Raw genomic sequence first — 18,398 nt, forward strand, 5'->3', positions numbered from 1 at the left:
GTGACTGGAACAGCATGGGTGCATCCCGACCTCCCACACACCCATGACGTTCCACCCACGCTCCTCCCAGCCCGTGAGTGGAACGCCATGGGTGCATCCGGGCACGACCCCGGCGAGTCGGACGCCGCGTCAGGCAACCGGGCACCACAGGACGCACGCCTCCGACTGCCCGCGAGCGACACCGGGTGGCATGTGCGCCGGAGGAGGCTGGCTCCCCGCCGAGGAAGCACGGCGGGGCGCCCGCAGACAAGGGGGCTGCCGGCCGCTTCCCACACTCCCGAGCGCGCAGATCGAGCACCGCGTGAGACGGGCGGTCAGGCGCCCGTCGGGCATCCCCGGCGAACGGTTCTGCCCTGGGCAGATCTGCTCACCGTGAACAGGCCGGCCCGGACCGGTTACCGGAGGGCAGAGTGGGTTTCATGCGACTGCTGATGCTGGGTGGTACGGGTTTCGTCGGCGGGGCCGTGGTGGCCGAGGCGGTGCGCCGAGGCTGGTCGGTCACCGTGTTCAACCGCGGCGTGCACGGTGAGGTGCCCGCCGGCGTACACCGGTTGCGGGGTGACCGCACCGCGCCCGACGGGCTGGCCGCGCTCGCCGGCGGCGAGTGGGACCTGGTGGTGGACACCTGGGACGGCGCACCCCGCGCGGTGCGGGACGCGGCACGGGCCCTGGTCGGCGCGGTGCCGCACTACGTCTACGTCTCCAGCGGCTCGGTGTACGCGCCGCCGGTCCCGCTGGGCACCGGGGAGGAGGTGCCGACCGTGGTGGCCGACCCGGACGCGGACGACGGTGACTACGCGCGCAACAAGGCCGGCGGGGAGCGGGCCGCGGCGCAGGTGTTCGGCGGCCGGGCGTTGCTGGCGCGGGCCGGTCTGATCCTCGGGCCGGGGGAGGACATCGGGCGGCTGCCGTGGTGGCTGTACCGGGTCGCGCGGGGCGGGACGGTGCTGGCGCCGGGGCCGCGGGATCTCCCGATCCAGTACGTGGACGTCCGTGATCTGGCGATCTGGCTGCTCGACCGGGGTGCCGAGGGCGTCGGCGGGGCGTACAACGTGATTGGTCGCACCGGGCACGCGACGATGGGTGAGCTGCTCGATGCGGCGGTGGCGGCGACCGGGTCGGACGCGGCGTTGCGTTGGACGGACCCGGCGCCGATCCTGGCCGGTGACGTGGAGCCCTGGAACGACCTGCCGATCTGGGTGCCGCGCGGCCACGAGTACCGCTGGTTGCAGGAGCGGGACGTCGAGCGGGCGTACGCGGCGGGTCTGGTCTGTCGGCCGGTCGGCGAGACGGTCGCGGACACCTGGCGGTGGTTGCGCGAGGTGGGTGGCGTGCCGGAACGCGCGGGCCGGCCGGCGCGGGCGCCGGTGGGCCTGGCCCCGGAGCGGGAGGCGGCGCTGCTGGCCGGCCTCCCGGCCTGACGGCAGCGAACCGGCCCAGGACGCCGGCGGCCCGGGCCGGTGCGAAAGCGGCGCGGGCCCGTGCGGGAGCGGCCCGGGCCGGTGCGGGAGCGGGCCGGTACGGGGCGGATCGGGCCGGGAAGCCAGGGCGGGCCGGTGAGCCGGCAGCCCGGGCTGGGCAGCCGGCAAGCCGGGCTGGGGAGCAGCCGGGACGGTGCCGGCTGAGCCGGCGTGGGTCAGCGGGTCAGGCCGGGACGACCGGTAGGTCGAGCACCTCGTCGACCGCGCGGCGTGGGGTGGCGCGGCCGGGCTGACCGTAGCCGATCCGCATCACCATCTGCGGGGTGCCGAAGCGGCCCAGGGACAGCCGCAGCGCCTCCCGCGCACCGGGCACCTCGATCGGCTGGGAGAGCATCGACACGCCGAGGCCGGCGTCGGTGGCGGTCAGCAGCACCCGCTGCAACGCCTGGCCGGCGACGATCTGGTCGGTGCCGGTGTTGCCGGCCGAGCCGAGCACCGCCACCAGCGGCTCCGGTTCGAAGTCCCGGCCGGGGGCGCGGTCGCGGCCGCCGAAGCCGCGCTGGGGCAGCAGGTCCTGCGGTTCGCTCTGCGGCCCGCCGGCGGCGGCGGGCACCCCGTCGGGGGCCGGCTCCGAGCGGATCCACGCCATCCGCTCGGCCACGTACGCGGGGTCGCGCTCCAGCACCCGGTGTGCGCTGCGGGCGACCTCGGCGAACGCGGCGACCGCGCTGGTGCCGATGACCAGTTCCAGCCAGCTCTGCTCGGCCCGGGCCGCCTCGCCGAGACGCCAGCGGGCCTCGGCCGGCACCGGGTCCGGCCAGAACGGCGCGCGGTTGCTGAACCGGCGGCCGATCGCCGCGTACAGGCTCTGCTCGGTCGGGGTGGGGCGGCGCGGCACGTCGGGCGCCAGCCGGGCCACCACGTCCGGGTCGCCCGGGTACGGGCGCAGCCGGACGGTGGCCGGGGTGCCCGCCACGGCGAGCGCCAGCCGGAGGTTGAACAGCGCCGCCCCGCAGGCGAGCCGGGCGCCCCAGCCGGTCGGGTCGGTGGCGGGCAGCCGGCGCGACGGGTCGATCGCGATCTCGATCCCGTCGTCGTGCAGCCGGAACCGCCACGGCTGGGTGTTGTGCAGCGACGGCGCGCGTACCGCGTCGGCTACCGCGGCCCGTAGCTGCGCGACGGTGTATCCGGTCGTCATGGTCGTGCCCCCTCCGTGCGGTGCCGGGCTTCCGGTTCCTACGGTGCGTCGGCGGGATGTGCCGTGAGCAGGGCCGGAGGTCCCCACCTCGGGCATGTTCGGCAGGGGCAGGCCGGCCCGGGGCGGCACGGCGACGACGGGACCTTCGGCCCGTGCCGGGGCGCGGGGGAGCGGGTAGAAAGGACGGATGATCCGGGTGTTCCTGCTCGACGACCACGAGGTCGTCCGTCGTGGCCTGGCCGACCTGCTGACCGGCAGCGGCGACATCGAGGTGGTCGGTGAGTCCGGCCTGGCCCAGGAGGCGACGCGGCGGATTCCCGCCCTCCGCCCCGACGTGGCGATCCTCGACGCCCGACTGCCCGACGGCAACGGCATCGACGTCTGCCGGGACGTCCGCGCCGTGGACTCGTCGATCAAGGGGCTGATCCTCACCTCGTACGAGGACGACGAGGCGTTGTTCGCCGCGATCATGGCCGGCGCGGCCGGCTACGTGCTGAAGCAGATCCGCGGCACCGACCTGGTGGATGCGGTCCGCCGGGTGGCGGCCGGGCAGTCGCTGCTCGACCCGGCGATCACCACCCGGGTGTTGGAGCGCATCCGCAGCGGCGTGGAGCAGCCGCGGGAGCTGAAGTCGCTCACCGAGCAGGAGCGGCGGATCCTGGAGTACGTCGCCGAGGGGCTCACCAACCGCGAGATCGCGGGCCGGATGTTCCTGGCGGAGAAGACGGTGAAGAACTACGTCTCCAGCGTGTTGGCGAAGCTGGGCCTGGAGCGGCGGACCCAGGCGGCGGTGCTGGCCACCCGGCTGCTCGGCAAGACCCACTGACTCTCAACCGAGCGGGACGCTCCAGCGCACCTCGGTGCCGTGCGGCTCGACCCGGCCCAGCGTGAACTCGCCGCCCAGGCGCGCGGCCCGCTCGCGCAGGTTGACCAGGCCGCTTCGGGCCGCCTCCGGGTCGCAACCGATCCCGTCGTCGGTGACCGTGACCTCGACCTGGCCCGAGTCCACCCGCACCCGCACCGACACCCGGTCGGCGTGCGCGTGGCGTACCGCGTTGGAGAGGGCCTCGCGCAGCACGGCGGTGAGGTCGGGGCGCAGGTCGTCCGGGACGGCGCTGTCGATCGGGCCGACCAGTTCCAGGTCGGGGCGGCGGCCCAGCGACTCGGCGGCCACCTCGATCGCCTCGCGGATCTCGGTGCGCAGCGCCGCGCTCATCGGGGTGCGCAGCTCGAAGATGGTGCGGCGGATGTCGCGGATGGTGGCGTCCAGGTCGTCGACGGCCTGGTTGATCCGCTTGGCCGTCTCGGGCCGGGCGTTCATCGCCCCGCTCTGCAGTTGCAGGCCGGTGGCGAACAGTCGTTGGATGACCACGTCGTGCAGGTCGCGGGCGATCCGCTCGCGGTCCTCCAGGACCACCAGCAGTTCCCGTTCCTCCTGCCCGCGGGCTCGTTCCATGGCCAGCGCGGCCTGCCCGGCGAAGCTGGCGAGCAGGGCGAGGTCGTCGTCGGCGGCGGGGCCGTGGTCGGGCCGGTGGGCGATCACCAGGACGCCGTGCAGCGTGTCGGCGGCGGCGAGCGGGGAGATGACCGCGGGCCCGGCGACCACCGGGCGGGGCCAGGGCGCCGCCTCGGCGAGGTCGTCGACCTGTTCGTGCCGGCGTCGGGTGACCGCGCCGGCGAAGCTGGTCTCGTCGGCGGGCAGCACCGCGCCGACCAGTTCCCGGGCGGCCGGGTCGGCGCCGTCGACCACCTCGACGGTGAACTGCGCCTCGTCCTCGTCGTAGAGCAGCACCAGGGCCAGTTCCGCCTCGGCGACCTCGCGGGCGCGGCGGGCGACGAGCGACAGCGCGTCGGTGCGGCGCACCTCGCCGAGCAGCACGGACGTGATCTCGGCGGCGGCGGCCAGCCAGCGTTCGCGTCGGTGCGCGAGCGCGTAGAGGCGGGCGTTCTCGATCGCCACGCCGGCGGCGGCGGCGAGCGCCACCACGATCTCCTCGTCGTCCTCGGTGAACTCGGCGGCGCCCTGCTTCTCGGCCAGGTAGAGGTTGCCCCAGACGTGGTCACGGATGCGCACCGGCACGCCGAGGAAGCTGTGCATCGGCGGGTGGTTCGGCGGGAAGCCGTACGACCTCCGGTGCCGGGTGATGTCCGGCATGCGCAGCGGTTTCGGGTCGTCGATGAGCAGGCCGAGCACGCCCCGCCCGTGTGGCAGCTCGCCGATGCGCGCGTGCAGCTCGGGACCGATGCCGTGGACGATGAAGTCGTGCAGCAGCCGGTCGGGGCCGAGGACCCCGAGCGCGCCGTAGCGGGCGCCGGCCAGCTCGCACGCCGACTGCACGATCCGCTGGAGCGTGCTGCGCAGGTCGAGGTCGGAGCCGATGCCGACCACGGCGTCGAGCAGGGCCCGCAGCCGTTCCCGGCTGGTGACCACCTCGCCGACCCGGTCGAGCATCTCTTGCAGCAGCTCGTCGAGGCGTACCCGGGACAGTGGGGTCAAGCCGAGCGACGGCGTGACGTGCTCGTGCCGGGGGGTCGGTGCGGCGGCCACCGGGCGATGCTATCGCCCGGTGGCGCGCGGCGACGAGACCGTCAGGACAGCACGTCGCGTACGGCCGAGGTGTCGACGGTCTGCGCGGCGTCCAGCCGCGGTGTGTGCGGCGGGCCGGCGTGCGCCGGGTCGACCAGGCCGAGTCGCATGCTGAGGTACGGGTGGCCGAGCCCGGCCAGCGTCCGCCGGAGCACCTCGCGGGTGCCGTCGACCTCCACCACGCCGGACAGCGGCACCAGGGACACGCCGTGCCGGGTGGCTTCGAGCCAGGCGGCGGAGAGCGCCTCGCCGGCGCGTAGCCAGCTCAGTGGCTCGTCCTCGGCGCCCCAGAGGATGGCGTAGACGGCGGCCTTGTCGTGGCCGGGGCCGATCGGCAGCGAGCCGGGTGCGCCGAAGTCGCGGCCCGGCACGGTGGTCTGCGCCGCCTGGTCGGGCAGCACCTCCGGCGGTAGGCCGGTGCCGGTGCCGGCGCGGCTGGTCCAGTACGCCAGTTCCTCGCGCAGCTCCGGGCTGTCCGCCTCGACGGCGGCGGCCTGCTGGGCGGCGCCGGCCAGTTCGATCTTCTGCATGTCGTCGAGGAGTTGCAGGTTCACGCCCTCGCGGGTGGCGGCCCGGTCGATGTCGCCGAGCGCGGTGGTGGGGATCTGCTCGTCGCTGACCGGCCGCCGGTCGGTGTGCCGTACCCGCATGCACTGCACCGTCCGCATGGCGTCCGGGTCGGCGCCGGTGTGCCGCAGCCCGGTGATCCGGGCCAGCAGGTCGGGCTGGTGCGGGTCGGGCAGCCGTTCCACCACCGGGGTCCAGCCCTCGGCGGCCAGCGCCACCCGGGCGTGGTGCAGCGCGGCGCCGCAGCTCACCACCAGCAGCCGGCCTTCGGGGTCCATGGCGCTCAGGTGCCGTTCCCGGACCACCCGCAGCTCCAGCGCGTCGGGTAGGACTGTCCAGTGCCACGGCTGGGTGTTGTGCACCGAGGGGGCGTGGCCGGCCATTCCGGCGGCCTCCGCGAGCGCGGTGGTCAGCGGGCGACCGGTGGCCGGCGTCTCGTGGCTCATGTCACGACCTTTCCTGGTCTACCCATCGTGCCCCACGCCCGGGTCGCCCGGGTGGGGGTTGCCACTCCATCCTCGGGCATGCCCGGCCGGGCCCGCAGGGGTCCTTCGGCCCGTCGGATCATCCGATTCGCCCCACCCGCCCCGGTCCGGCGCTGAGACGATCCACTCGTGGGGACCGAACCACGCGAGTGCGTACCCGAACGGCCGGCCCGGCTGCGGCGGGCCGCCCTGGCCGAGTGGGGCCCGCTGGTGCTGCTCACCGTGGCCGTGCTGGCCGGGGCCGCGGCGTGGTTCGCCGGGGCGCGCGGCGCGGCCCGGCTGGTCTGGGCCGCGGTCACCGTGGTCGCCCTGGTCCCGGCCGCCTGGACCATGCTGCGGCAGTTGTGGCGCCGGCAGTTCGGGGTGGACGTCATCGCCGTGCTGGCCCTGCTCGGCGCGCTGCTGGTGCGGGAGTTCCTGGCCGGCGCGGTGATCGCCGTGATGGTCGCCACCGGGCGGGCGTTGGAGGAGTACGCCCGCCGCCGCGCCACCCGCGACCTGCGGGCGCTGCTGGAACGCGCCCCCCGGCAGGCCCGCCGCCGGACCGCCGACGGCGGGATCGAGGTCGTGCCGCTGGACCGGGTGGCCGCCGGTGACCGGCTGGTGGTCGGTCCCGGTGAGGTGGTGCCGGTGGACGGCGCCGTCGAGGACGCGGCGACGCTCGACGAGTCGGTGGTGACCGGGGAGTCGCAGTTGGTGAGCCGCGCGCCGGGCGAGCAGGTGGCCAGCGGCGTGGTCAACGCCGGCGCGGGCTTCGGGTTGCGCGCCGGGCGCAACGCGGCGGAGAGCACGTACGCCGGCATCGTCCGGCTGGCCGAGGAGGCGGGTGCCCGCAAGGCTCCGATGGTGCGGCTGGCCGACCGGTACGCGGCCGCGTTCGTGCCGTTCACGCTGCTGCTGGCCGGCCTGGCGTGGCTGCTGTCCGGCGAGTTCGTGCGGGCGGTGGCGGTGCTGGTGGTGGCCACCCCGTGCCCGCTGCTGCTGGCCACCCCGATCGCGGTGGTCTCCGGGCTGTCCCGGGTGGCCCGCCGGGGCGTGCTGGTCCGCGACGGCGGGTCGCTGGAGCAGCTCGGCCGCGCCCGTACCCTGCTGTTGGACAAGACCGGCACGCTCACCGCCGGCCGGCCGCGGGCCGCGGAGACCGTGGTGGCGCCGGGCGGCGACCGGGACGAGGTGCTGCGGCTGGCCGCCTCCGTCGAGCAGCTCTCGCCGCATGTGCTGGCCGCCGCGCTGGTGCGGCAGGCCCGCGAGCGGGGGGTGCCGTTGGCCGAGCCGACCGACGTCACCGAGGAGCCGGGGCGCGGCGTGACCGGGCGGGTGGACGGCCGCCTGGTCCGGGTCGGCCAGCTCGACGGCGAACCGCCGCCGTGGGCCGACCGGGCCCGGGAGCGGGCCGAGCTGGCCGGCCGCTCCACGGTCTGGGTCGCCGACGAGCGCGGCCCGCTCGGCGCGATCCTGCTGGAGGACCCGGTCCGCCCGGACGCCCGACGGACCGTGCGGCGGCTGCGCGAGGCCGGGCTGACCCGGCTGGTCATGGTCACCGGCGACCGGCCGCGCACCGCGCGGCAGGTCGCGCAGGTCGTCGGCGTGGACGACGTGATCGCGCGGTGTTCGCCGGGGGAGAAGGCCCATCGGGTACGCGAGGAGTCGGCGCGGGCGGTGACCGTGATGGTCGGCGACGGCGTCAACGACGCGCCGGCGCTGGCCGAGGCGCACGTCGGGGTGGCGATGGGCGCGACCGGGGCGACCGCCTCCGCCGACGTCGCCGACGCCGTGCTCACCGTGGACCGGCTGGACCGGCTCGCCGACGCCGTGGAGATCGCCCGGTACGCGCGCCGCATCGCGGTGCAGAGCGCCACCGTCGGCATGGGGCTGGCGGTGGTGGCGATGCTGGTGGCCGCCGCCGGCCGGCTGCCCCCGGTCGCCGGCGCGTTCCTCCAGGAGGGCATCGACGTGCTGGTGATCCTCAACGCGTTGCGCGCCCTCGGCGGCGGACTGCGCCGCCGCGACGTCCCCCCGCACACCCGGGAACTGCTCGACCGGTACGCGGGCGAGCACGGCGGCGTCCGCGAGGTGCTGACCCGGCTGCGGGACACCGCCGACCTGGTGGCGACGCGTCCGGACGACCCGGCGTGCGGGCCGGCCCTGCGGGACGTGCACCGCCGCCTGACCGACGAGGTGCTGCCGCACGAGGCGGCCGAGGAACGGCAGCTCTACCCGGCCCTGGCCGGTCCGCTCGGCAGCGACGAGGCCACCTCGACGATGAGCCGCGCGCATGTGGAGATCGCCCGGCTGGTGGACCGTGTCGGCGGTCATCTCGCCGCCCAGCCGGACGGCCGGCTGCGCCGCGAGGAGGTGCCCGACCTGCTGGCGGCGCTCTACGGCCTGGACGCGGTGCTGCGTCTGCACCTGGCCCAGGAGGAGGAGGACTACTTCTCCCTCAACCCGGCCGAGCGTTAGGAGGGGGCCCCTGTTATGCAGAATGCGTTAACAGGGGGCCCCTCCTCTCACTCCCGGACGACGGCGACGGGGCAGTGGGCGTGCTGGATGAGCTGCTGGCTGACCGAGCCGAGCAGCATGCCCCGCAGGCCGCCCCGGCCCCGGCTGCCCACCACCACGAGCTGCGCCGCCCGGCTCGCCTCCACCAGCAGCGACGCCGCGCTGCCGGGTACCGCTGTGATCTCCACCGGCACGTCCGGGAAGGTCTCCCGCCACGGGGCCAGCTCCGCCTCGGCGGCGGCCAGCTCGGTCGCGGCGGTCGCCTCCGGGTCGAAGTCCGGCGGCGTCCACCGGTCGCCCGGCGGCTCCCACACCCGCAGCACCCGCAGCGGCACGTCCCGCTGGGCGGCCCGCTCGACGGCGAAACCGAGCGCCCGCAGCGCCGAGGGGGAACCGTCCGAGCCCAGCACCACCGGCCCGGACGTGGCGACCTGGCCGTCGCGGACCACCACCACCGGGCAGTGGGCGTGCGCGGTGACGGAGACCGCGGTGGAGCCGGTGAGCAGCCCACCGAAGCCACCGTGCCCCCGGCTGCCGAGCACCAGCATCCCCGCCTCGGCGGAGCGTTCCTGAAGCACCAGCGCGGGCGGACCGTCGAAGACCTCGCCGTGCACGGTGAGGCCGGGCCGGTCGGCGGCGGCGTCCGCCGCCGCCTTACGGACCAACTCCTCGACCTGCCGCCGGGCGTTCTCGTCCGGCCAGATGCCCGGAGCCACCCCGGGCCCGATCCAACCGGCCACGGTCAACCACTCGAAGACGTACGCCAGCCGCACCGGCCGGCCCGAGCGGCCCGCCTCGTCCAGTGCCCAGTTCAGGGCCACCGTCGCGTCGGCGGAGCCGTCGTAACCGACCAGAATCTCGTCACTCACTGTGCTTGCCTTCCGTTCGCGACTGCGGGGCTCGCAAGCTCACTCCTCGCACTCACTGGCCACTCCGTACAGCCGGGTCGCTCTCCCGGATCCACCGCCACTCGGCGACCCGGGGGTCGTCCTCGCCGTAGGTGCGGGTGTGGTCGCGGCAGGCCTGCCGGGTGTCCACCATCTCCTGGCGCAGGTGCGCGGCGCGCGAGCGCAGCTCCGGCACCCGGTCGATCACGTCGATGACCAGGTGGAACCGGTCCAGGTCGTTGAGCATCACCATGTCGAACGGCGTGGTGGTGGTGCCTTCCTCCTTGTAGCCGCGTACGTGCAGGTTCTCGTGGTTGGTCCGGCGGTAGGTGAGCCGGTGGATCAGCCACGGATAGCCGTGGTAGGCGAAGATGACCGGCTTGTCGCGGGTGAAGATGGTGTCGAACTCGTTGTCCGGCAGGCCGTGCGGGTGCTCCGACGGCGGTTGCAGGCGCATCAGGTCGACCACGTTGACCACCCGTACCCTCAGGTCGGGCAGGTGCCGGCGCAGCAGGTCGGCCGCGGCGAGGGTCTCCAGCGTCGGCACGTCGCCGGCGCAGGCGAGCACCACGTCCGGCTCGGCGCCGTCGTCGGTGCTGGCCCAGTCCCAGATGCCCAGGCCACGGCGGCAGTGCTGGATCGCCTCGTCCATGGTCAGCCAGTTCGGCGCCGGCTGCTTTCCGGCCACCACCACGTTGATGTAGTGCCGGCTGCGCAGGCAGTGGTCCATGGTGGAGAGCAGCGTGTTGGCGTCCGGCGGCAGATAGACGCGAACCACCTCGGCCTTCTTGTTGACCACGTGGTCGATGAAGCCGGGGTCCTGGTGCGAGAAGCCGTTGTGGTCCTGCCGCCAGACGTGGCTGGAGAGCAGGTAGTTCAGCGAGGCGATCGGCTCCCGCCAGGGGATGTGCCGGGTCACCTTGAGCCACTTGGCGTGCTGGTTGACCATCGAGTCGACGATGTGGATGAACGCCTCGTAGCTGGTGAAGATGCCGTGCCGGCCGGTGAGCAGGTAGCCCTCCAGCCAGCCTTCGCAGAGGTGTTCGGAGAGAACCTCCATGACCCGTCCGTCGGGGGAGAGGTGGTCGTCGCCCGGCTGCCGGCGGCCGACGAACGCGCGGTCGGTGACCTCGAACGCCGCGCCGAGCCGGTTCGAGGCGACCTCGTCCGGGCCGAACAGGCGGAACGTCTCCGGGTTGCGGGTGATCACGTCGCGGACCCAGGGGCCGAGCGTGCCGGTCGCCCCGGCGACCGTGGCGCCGGGTTCCTCGACGTCGACGCCGTAGTCGCGGAAGTCCGGCAGCTCCAGATTGCGCAGCAGCCTGCCGCCGTTGGCCACCGGGTTGGCGCTCATCCGCCGATCGCCGGTCGGTGGCAGCGCGGCCAGCTCGGCGACCGGTCCGCCGGTGGCGTCGAACAGTTCCTCCGGGCGGTAGCTGCGCAGCCAGCGTTCCAGCTCGGCCAGGTGCGCCGGATTGTCGCGGACCCCGGAGATCGGCACCTGGTGGGCGCGGAAGGTGCCCTCGACCTGCTTGCCGTCGACGTCCGCGGGCCCGGTCCAGCCCTTCGGCGTGCGCAGCACGATCATCGGCCAGCGGGGCCGTTCCACGTCGCCGCCGGAGCGGGCCCGGCGCTGGATGGCGGTGATCTCGTCGACCGCCCGGTCCAACGTCGCGGCGAGAAGCTGGTGCACCGTCACCGGGTCGTCGCCCTCCACCACGTACGGCTGGTAGCCGTAGCCCCGCATCAGGTCCAGCAGGTCCCCGGTGGGGATCCGGTCCAGCACGGTCGGGTTGGCGATCTTGTAGCCGTTGAGGTGCAGGACCGGCAGCACCGCACCGTCGCGCGCCGGGTTGAGGAACACGTTGGACAGCCAGCTCCCGGCCAGCGGGCCGGTCTCCGCCTCGCCGTCACCGATCACGCAGGCGACCAGCAGGTCCGGGTTGTCGAACGCGGCGCCGTAGGCGTGGCTCAGCGCGTACCCCAGCTCGCCGCCCTCGTGGATCGAACCCGGCACCTCCGGTGCCACATGGCTGGGGATGCCGCCGGGGAAGGAGAACTGGCGGAACAGCCGCTGCATGCCGCTCTCGTCGCGCGGGATGTGGTGGTACAGCTCGCTGTAGGTGCCCTCCAGCCAGGTGTTGGCGACCAGCGCGGGGCCGCCGTGGCCGGGGCCGGTGACAAAGATGGCGGACAGGTCCCGGTCGACGATGACGCGGTTGAGGTGCGTGTAGAGCAGGTTGAGACCGGGGCTGGTGCCCCAGTGGCCCAGCAGCCGGGGCTTGATGTGCTCGGGCCGCAGCGGCTCCCGGAGCAGCGGGTTGTCGAGCAGGTAGATCTGCCCGACGGTCAGGTAGTTCGCCGCGCGCCAGTAGGCGTCCAGCCGGCGCAGCTCGTCTTCGGTCAGGGGGCTGTGCAGGTCTACCGCGGTGTCCATGCTGCCTCGGCCTCTCGTGACTCGGCGCGTCTGCCACTCGGGGAGGGCCGTTCCCGCCCCGGCCGGTCCAGCCTCGCCCCCGGACGGGGGCCGCGGTCAGGGCCGTAGGTCCCGGGCCGGAGGGGCGTCATGACCCGCCCCCGGCGTGCGGGTCGACTCCCCGCACCACGATCAGCGGGGCGGGCGAGTGGTAGAGCAGGGACTGGCTGACCGCACCGAGGGTGGACCGCACCGGCCCGTCGCCGCGCGCCCCGACCAGCGCGAGCTGCGCCGAGCGGGACCGGTCGACCAGTACGGCGCCGGGATCGCCGCGTACGGTGTGGCACTCGGTGTGCACGCCCGGGTGCCGGGCGGCGTGCCGGCCGACCGCCTCCTCCAGCAGGCCATCGTCGCGGTCACGGCGGTCCGGCTCGACGACCCGGACGGCGAGCAGCCGGGCGCCCCGGCGTTCGGCGCAGTCGAAGGCGTACCCGAGCGTGGCGTGCGCGCCCGGCGAGCCGTCGAAGGCGACCAGCACCGGGCCGGGCGGGGCCGGCTCGGCGCGGCCGACCAGCACCGGGCAGGCCGCCCGGGAGGCCAGTTCGACCGCCGGCGCGTCGGCCGGCACGCAGGTCGCGCAGGTGGCCATGCCGCCGTCACCCAGGGCGACGAGGTACGCGGCGTCGGCGGCCCGCAGCAGCGCCTCGACCGGTGAGCCCTCGACGATCTCGCCGCTGACCGGCACCTCGGGCGCGGTCTCGGCGGCGATCCGGCCGGCCCGCTCCAGCAGGTCCTCCGCGTCGGTGCGGGTGCCGCCGGCCGGGGCGGGACCGCCGGTCGCGGCCCAGTTGAACGCGTGCAGCAGGTGCAGCGGCCGGTCGTGGGCGGCGGCTTCGCCGGCGGCCGTCCGGATCACCGCCAGGTCCTCCGTCGCCCGGCCGACGCCGACGACCACGGCGCCGTTGCGGGATGCCGCCATCCGGGCTCACCTCCCGACCGCGCTTTCCACCCACGGTAGTCGTGCGGCCGCGCCGGCCGGACCGGTCCGGCGGAACTGGGCGGGGGCGGGCGACTCGGCGTCGGGTGGGCCGGCGGGGTGCACACGCAGCACGACGGCGGTGGCGTTGTCCTCGCCGCCTTCGTCGAGGCTGGCGTCGAGCAGGGACTGGACGGCCCGTGCCGGGTCCCGTCGGACGGCGAGCAGGTCCCGCAGCCGGTGGTAGCCGATCTGGTCGCTCACGCCGTCGGTGCAGAGCAGCCAGGTGTCCCCGCGGCGCAACGGCACGGCGAGCAGGTCCGGCTCCGGCTGGTCGGGGTGGCCGACGTAGCGCAGGAGCTGGTAGCGGGCCCGGGTGGCCTCCGGCGAATCGGCCGGCCACCAGCCGTGCAGCAGGCCGAGCCAGGCCATGCTGTGGTCCACGGTGATCAGCTCCAGCAGGCCGTCGCGCAGCCGGTACGCCCGGGAGTCGCCGAGGTGCACCAGCCATGCCTGTTCGCCGTCGGGCTGGGCCACCATCGCGGTGAGTGTGCACCCGGTGATCCCGGTCCGGGTCGACGCGGCCCGGCGTACCCGTCGTTGGGTCTCGGCGGTGGCGGCGCGCAGGCCGGCGGCGTCGATCGCCGGCCACGCGGCGCGGACCTGCCCGACGAAGGTCTGGATGGTGGTCGCGCCGGCCAGTCGACTGCCCTCGCCCTGGCCCATGCCGTCGCAGATCACGGCCAGCGGCAGTTCCGGGTCGACGTGCAGCGCGTCGTAGTTGTCGGGATAGCGGTGCCCGACCACGGCACCCCCGGCGATCTCCAGGCTGAACCGCCCGGCGGTGAGCCGGCGGGCGGCCTCGACCGGCCGGTCCAGTGGACGGCGGCGGAACACCAACGGACAGTATCACCGGTTCAGGGGTAATTCGGGCAGTTCAGGCGTGTCTCCTGTCAACGGAGGTTGACAGGCGGGTGCTGTCAACCTACATTGACAGCATGAGTCAGGCAACGGAACTCGCGGCGGCGGCCGGCAGCACCGACCCCAAGGTCGGCCTGCGCGCGGTGCTCGCCCTGCGCCGGCTGCTCGAACGGCTGGAGGTGGTCCAGGTGGACAACGCCCGACGGCAGGGCTGGTCCTGGCAGGAGATCGCCGACGCCCTCGAGGTCAGCCGGCAGGCGGTCCACAAGAAGCACGCCGGGCGACCGGCGGTGCGCCAGAGTTGGGAGGCGTGATGTTCGAACGATTCACCGACCGGGCCCGTGCCGTGGTGCACCATGCGCTCGTCGAGGCCGAGGGGCGGCACCCGGTCGACACCGAGCACCTGCTGCTCGGCGTGCTGGCCGACGACGGCAACCTGGCGGTGCGGTTGCTCGCCGGCGGCGGCGTCGAGGCCGACGGGCTGCGGGCGGCGATCGCCCGTCACCGCGGCCAGGGCGTCGACGGGCTCGGCGCGGCGGACGCGGCAGCCCTACGCGAGATCGGCATCGACCTCGCCGCGATCGTGGCCCGGATCGAGGAGTCCTTCGGCCCCGACGCACTGCGCGAGGCGACCCCCCGGCCACGCCGGTGGTGGCGTCGCCGACCCGGCGGCGGCCGGTTCTCGCCCCGGGCCAGGAAGGCGTTGGAGCTGTCGCTGCGGGAGGCGCTGCGGCTGCGCCACCGGCACATCGGCACCGAACACATCCTGCTCGGCCTGCTCCGGGAGGGTGACGGCCTGGCGGCGCAGGTGCTGACCGAGGCCGGCGCGGACCTCGACGACCTGCGCCGCCGGGTCGAGACGACGCTACGCGAGGCGGCCTGACGCCCCGGCCGCGCCCAAACCTGTCTGCGATCCCCGCAACGCTCCTGCCCGCCGGGTCGCCGCCGCGCCCCGCGTCCTGCACACTGACGCCGTGGACGGTGCAGACGACAAGAGCCCGGTGACCGCCGAGAACCGGACCCCGCGCTCGGCCGTGGTGGTCAACCCGGTCAAGGTGGCCGACCTGGAGGAGTTCCGCCGGATCGTGGACGGCGCGCTCGACGCCGCCGGCTGGCCGGCGCCGACCTGGTACGAGACCACGGTCGAGGACCCCGGTCGGGGCCAGGCGGCGGAGGCGGTCGAGGCGGGCGCGGAGGTGGTCTTCGCCTGCGGCGGCGACGGCACCGTGATGGCCTGCGTCACCGCGCTCGCCGGCACCGACGTGGCCCTGGCCGTGCTGCCCCAGGGCACCGGCAACCTGCTCGCCGCCAACCTCGGTCTCTCCAACGACCTCGCCGCCGGGTTGCAGGTCGCGGTGGAACGCGGAATGCGCCGGCTCGACGTCGGCGTGGTCGGCGACCAGTGCTTCGCGGTGATGGCCGGGATGGGTTTCGACGCCCAGATGCTCGACTCGACGTCCGAGACCACCAAGAAGCGGATCGGCTGGCCGGCCTACCTGGTGGGCGCGGCCCGGCACCTGCGGGACCGGCCGATGCGGGTCTCGGTGCGCATCGACGGCCGGCCACGGCTGCGCCGCCGTGCCCGCTCCGTCCTGGTCGCCAACGTCGGCCGGCTCCAGGGCGGGGTGCGCCTGCTCACCGACGCCGAGCCGGACGACGGCTGGCTCGACGTCGCGGTGCTGACCCCGCACACGCTCGGCCACTGGCTCGCCATGGGCTGGGCGGTGGTGCGCCGCCGCGGCAGCGTGCCCCGGATGGAGGTGTTCCGGGCGCGCACCGTCGAGATCGCCAGCAACCGGGCGCAGCCCCGGCAGCTCGACGGCGACCTGATCGAGCCGGGCCGGTCGTTGACCGTCTCCATCCGGCCCGAATCGCTCTGGCTCTGCGTGCCGCGTCCCGCGGACGACCCCGACCTGGCGGTGGACGCGGAGGCGGCCGCCGAGCGCGGCGAGCACCTCATCGACGAGGCCCGCCGTGAGTAGCACCAAGCTCGTCCCCGAGACCCGGTTGATGACGCGGGACGAGCTCTCCGCCGACGACGCGTGGCGCACCCTGCGCCGGCACGGCGGCTGGCACCTGCTGCGGGACGCGTTCATCCGGTTCCGCTACGGCGACGGCTTCAGCCACTCCCGGGCGCTGGCGTTCCAGCTCTGCCTGGCCGTGGTGCCGTTCCTGATCGCGCTCACCGGCCTGATCACCGACCTCGGCGCGGACGAGGGCGGCAAGGTCGTCGCCGACACGGTGCTGGCGATCACACCGGGCCAGAGCGAAACCGTGGTGCAGGAGCTGCTGACCGACTCCGACCGCACCGAGGACGCCGGCGAGCTGGCACTGACCCTCGGCCTGCTCACCGGCCTGGTCGCGCTGACCACCACGATGGCCCAGATCGAGCGCGGCGCCAACCGGATCTACGGCGTCGAGCGGGACCGCCCCGCGTTCCCCAAGTACCTGCGCGCCACGGTCCTCGCGCTGGTCGCCGGCGTGCCCGCGCTGACCGGGTTCCTGATCCTGGTCGGCGGCGGCGCGATGGGCGACTCGGTGCGCCGGCACTACGAGTGGGGCGACCTCGCCACCGTCGTCTGGGACGTGGTCCGCTGGCCGCTCAGCCTCGGCCTGACCGTGCTCGCCGTCGCGGCGCTGTTCCGGCACGCGCCCCGACGCAAGCAACCCGGCCTGTCCTGGCTCTTCTTCGGCGCCGGCATCGCCATCGCGATCTGGTGGGTGGCCAGCCTGCTGCTCGCCGCGTACGTGAAGTACAGCGGCGGATTCGGCCAGACCTACGGCGCGTTGACCGGCATGATGGCCCTGTTGCTCTGGGCCAACCTCACCGGGATGGCGCTCNTTCGACACCGGCGACATGACCGCGCTCTGACGCCGCGCCGACGTGGCGTGTACGAAACACCCCGATCGGGTACACCGCGCCTCGCAGAAGAAGAGGGAGGTGCGGTGTGACCGAGGTCAGGGAAGCCGGTCGCCGGCCGCTCGGCCACTTCGCGGAGCGGAGCCTGGTCGGGCTGCTCGCGGTGGCCGGCGCGGGCGTCGCGTTCGGCGTGCTGCTCATGCTCGTCCGGTTCCGCTGGAGCCCGTTGCAACACGGCGACCACGAGGCGGCCGAGTGGTTCAACGACCTTGTGGCGCCGCACCACCCGCTGGTCACGGTGCTCCAGGCGATCACCGACCTGGGCGGCCGGCCGGTGCTGATCTGGCTGGTCACCATCGCCGTGGTGGGCCTGCTGATCCGCCGCCAGTCCCGGCTGGCGGTCTACCTGATCGTCACCGGCGTGGGCGGGCTGATCCTCGACCCGTCGCTCAAGGCGCTGGTGGGACGGCTCCGCCCGGTGGTGGACGTGCCGGTGGCCAGCGCACCCGGCAACAGCTTCCCCAGCGGGCACGCGCTCGGCTCGTTCGTCGCCTACGGCGCGTTGCTGCTGGTGTTCCTGCCGGCGATGCAGCCGCGTTGGCGCAAGCCGGCCATCGCCATCGCCGCCGTGCTGGTCTTCCTGGTCGGGCTGACCCGGATCGCGTTGGGCGTGCACTTCGTCTCGGACGTGCTCGGCGGCTGGCTGCTCGGCGCGGCCTGGCTGGGCGTCACGGCGTACGCCTTCCGGCTGTGGCGGCGCGAGCGCGGCCGGCCGGAGGTGCCGCTCACCGAGGGCCTGGAGCCGGAGGCGGGCCGGGAGATCGCCCCGGCGCCGGCCGAGGAGAAGGTGCTGGCCCACCCCCGCTCGGCGGTGGCCGAGCTGCTGGTCGGCTGGGTGATCGTCTTCGGCGCGTTGTACGCGTTCGGCATGTACGTCAGCTACCACGCCAAGGGCACGTTCTTCGACACGCTCGACACCGAGGTGCCGCGCTGGTTCGCCGCGCGCCACACCGACGCGCTCACCGACCTGAGCTGGTGGTGGAGCAAGTTCGGCGACACCCACGCCATCCTGCTGGTCTCGCTGGTGTTCTGCCCGCTGGTGCTGGCCGTGTGGCGGCGGTGGCGGCCGGTTCTCTTCGTGGTGCTGGCGATGTTCGGCGAGCTGAGCCTCTTCCTGGCCACCGCCCGGGTGGTGGAGCGGCCCCGCCCGCCGGTGGAGAACCTGGACGGGCAGATGCCCACCTCGTCGTTCCCGTCCGGGCACATCGCGGCGACCATCTGCCTCTGGGCCGCCATCGCGATCATCGTGCTGCCCCGCACCGACCGGTGGTGGCGGTGGCTGTTCGTGGCGATGGCCGTGATCATGCCGGTCGGGGTGGCCACCTCCCGGATGTACCGGGGCATGCACCACCCGACCGACTTCATGGGCGCGATCCTGCTCGGCACGCTCTGGCTGACGCTGCTCTGGTGGGTGATCCGGCCGAACGCCGACGTGGCCGAGGGCAACCAACCGGCGATCGAGTCGGAGCAGGTCGACGAGTTGGACGACGAGCTGGCCAAGGCCGGCCGGTCGGACTGACG

Annotated in this window: 15 protein-coding genes; 8 read left to right on the forward strand and 7 right to left on the reverse strand. The window is 74.6% G+C overall.

Going from position 1 to position 18,398, the window contains the following annotated elements; translation table 11 throughout:
* Positions 1 to 419 precede the first annotated feature (419 nt).
* Positions 420 to 1,421, forward strand: coding sequence for an NAD-dependent epimerase/dehydratase family protein (locus B1205_RS01045; RefSeq protein ID WP_089153935.1), 1,002 nt, complete (start codon positions 420 to 422; stop codon positions 1,419 to 1,421).
* A gap of 223 nt (positions 1,422 to 1,644) precedes the next feature.
* On the opposite strand, the gene B1205_RS01050 is transcribed toward B1205_RS01045, so the two are convergent.
* The gene (locus tag B1205_RS01050; RefSeq protein WP_089153883.1) at positions 1,645 to 2,619 is read right to left on the reverse strand and encodes an Acg family FMN-binding oxidoreductase; all 975 of its coding nucleotides are present in this window, start codon (positions 2,617 to 2,619) and stop codon (positions 1,645 to 1,647) included.
* A 187-nt stretch (positions 2,620 to 2,806) separates the two neighbouring features.
* Between B1205_RS01050 and B1205_RS01055 the strand changes: the two genes are divergently transcribed.
* Positions 2,807 to 3,445, forward strand: coding sequence for a response regulator (locus B1205_RS01055; protein WP_089153884.1), 639 nt, complete (start codon positions 2,807 to 2,809; stop codon positions 3,443 to 3,445).
* Positions 3,446 to 3,448: 3 nt separating this feature from the next.
* Here B1205_RS01055 and B1205_RS01060 read toward each other — a convergent pair whose 3' ends face one another.
* Both B1205_RS01060 and B1205_RS01065 read right to left on the reverse strand, forming a co-directional pair.
* A complete protein-coding gene (locus B1205_RS01060) occupies positions 3,449 to 5,116 on the reverse strand; it encodes a sensor histidine kinase (RefSeq protein WP_176308381.1) in 1,668 nt (555 codons plus the stop codon).
* A gap of 92 nt (positions 5,117 to 5,208) precedes the next feature.
* Positions 5,209 to 6,219 (reverse strand): Acg family FMN-binding oxidoreductase, encoded by a 1,011-nt coding sequence (locus B1205_RS01065; protein WP_089153886.1) that lies wholly within the window; start codon positions 6,217 to 6,219, stop codon positions 5,209 to 5,211.
* Positions 6,220 to 6,387: 168 nt separating this feature from the next.
* On the opposite strand from B1205_RS01065, the gene B1205_RS01070 reads away from it, so the two are divergent.
* Positions 6,388 to 8,718 carry a heavy metal translocating P-type ATPase gene (locus tag B1205_RS01070; RefSeq protein ID WP_089153887.1) on the forward strand — a complete coding sequence of 777 codons (2,331 nt, stop codon included), beginning with the start codon at positions 6,388 to 6,390 and terminating at the stop codon, positions 8,716 to 8,718.
* 47 nt (positions 8,719 to 8,765) lie between these two features.
* Here B1205_RS01070 and B1205_RS01075 read toward each other — a convergent pair whose 3' ends face one another.
* From B1205_RS01075 to B1205_RS01090, 4 genes are all read right to left on the reverse strand, one after another.
* Positions 8,766 to 9,626, reverse strand: a complete 861-nt coding sequence (locus tag B1205_RS01075) for a universal stress protein (protein ID WP_089153888.1) — start codon at positions 9,624 to 9,626, stop codon at positions 8,766 to 8,768.
* 52 nt (positions 9,627 to 9,678) lie between these two features.
* The gene (locus B1205_RS01080) at positions 9,679 to 12,081 is read right to left on the reverse strand and encodes a phosphoketolase family protein (RefSeq protein ID WP_089153889.1); all 2,403 of its coding nucleotides are present in this window, start codon (positions 12,079 to 12,081) and stop codon (positions 9,679 to 9,681) included.
* 127 nt (positions 12,082 to 12,208) lie between these two features.
* Positions 12,209 to 13,039, reverse strand: coding sequence for a universal stress protein (locus B1205_RS01085; RefSeq protein WP_089153890.1), 831 nt, complete (start codon positions 13,037 to 13,039; stop codon positions 12,209 to 12,211).
* Between the two features lie 6 nt (positions 13,040 to 13,045).
* Positions 13,046 to 13,933, reverse strand: a complete 888-nt coding sequence (locus tag B1205_RS01090; protein WP_089153891.1) for a PP2C family protein-serine/threonine phosphatase — start codon at positions 13,931 to 13,933, stop codon at positions 13,046 to 13,048.
* Between the two features lie 101 nt (positions 13,934 to 14,034).
* On the opposite strand from B1205_RS01090, the gene B1205_RS01095 reads away from it, so the two are divergent.
* The 5 genes from B1205_RS01095 to B1205_RS01115 all read left to right on the forward strand — a co-directional run bounded on the left by B1205_RS01095 (position 14,035) and on the right by B1205_RS01115 (position 18,396).
* On the forward strand, positions 14,035 to 14,271 hold the full coding sequence (locus B1205_RS01095) for an HTH domain-containing protein (protein ID WP_089153892.1): 237 nt from the start codon (positions 14,035 to 14,037) through the stop codon (positions 14,269 to 14,271).
* A complete protein-coding gene (locus B1205_RS01100; protein WP_089153893.1) occupies positions 14,271 to 14,840 on the forward strand; it encodes a Clp protease N-terminal domain-containing protein in 570 nt (189 codons plus the stop codon). The genes B1205_RS01095 and B1205_RS01100 overlap by 1 nt, the downstream gene beginning before the upstream one ends.
* Before the next feature lie 91 nt (positions 14,841 to 14,931).
* Positions 14,932 to 15,939, forward strand: a complete 1,008-nt coding sequence (locus B1205_RS01105; protein WP_089153894.1) for a diacylglycerol/lipid kinase family protein — start codon at positions 14,932 to 14,934, stop codon at positions 15,937 to 15,939.
* Positions 15,932 to 16,909, forward strand: a complete 978-nt coding sequence (locus B1205_RS01110) for a YihY/virulence factor BrkB family protein (RefSeq protein ID WP_254909614.1) — start codon at positions 15,932 to 15,934, stop codon at positions 16,907 to 16,909. The genes B1205_RS01105 and B1205_RS01110 overlap by 8 nt, the downstream gene beginning before the upstream one ends.
* Complete coding sequence (locus B1205_RS01115; protein WP_089153895.1) at positions 16,906 to 18,396, forward strand: phosphatase PAP2 family protein; 1,491 nt, start codon at positions 16,906 to 16,908, stop codon at positions 18,394 to 18,396. The genes B1205_RS01110 and B1205_RS01115 overlap by 4 nt, the downstream gene beginning before the upstream one ends.
* Positions 18,397 to 18,398 lie beyond the last annotated feature (2 nt).

This window comes from Micromonospora sp. NBS 11-29 (assembly GCF_002140155.1).
Classification (GTDB): Bacteria; Actinomycetota; Actinomycetes; order Mycobacteriales; family Micromonosporaceae; genus Micromonospora.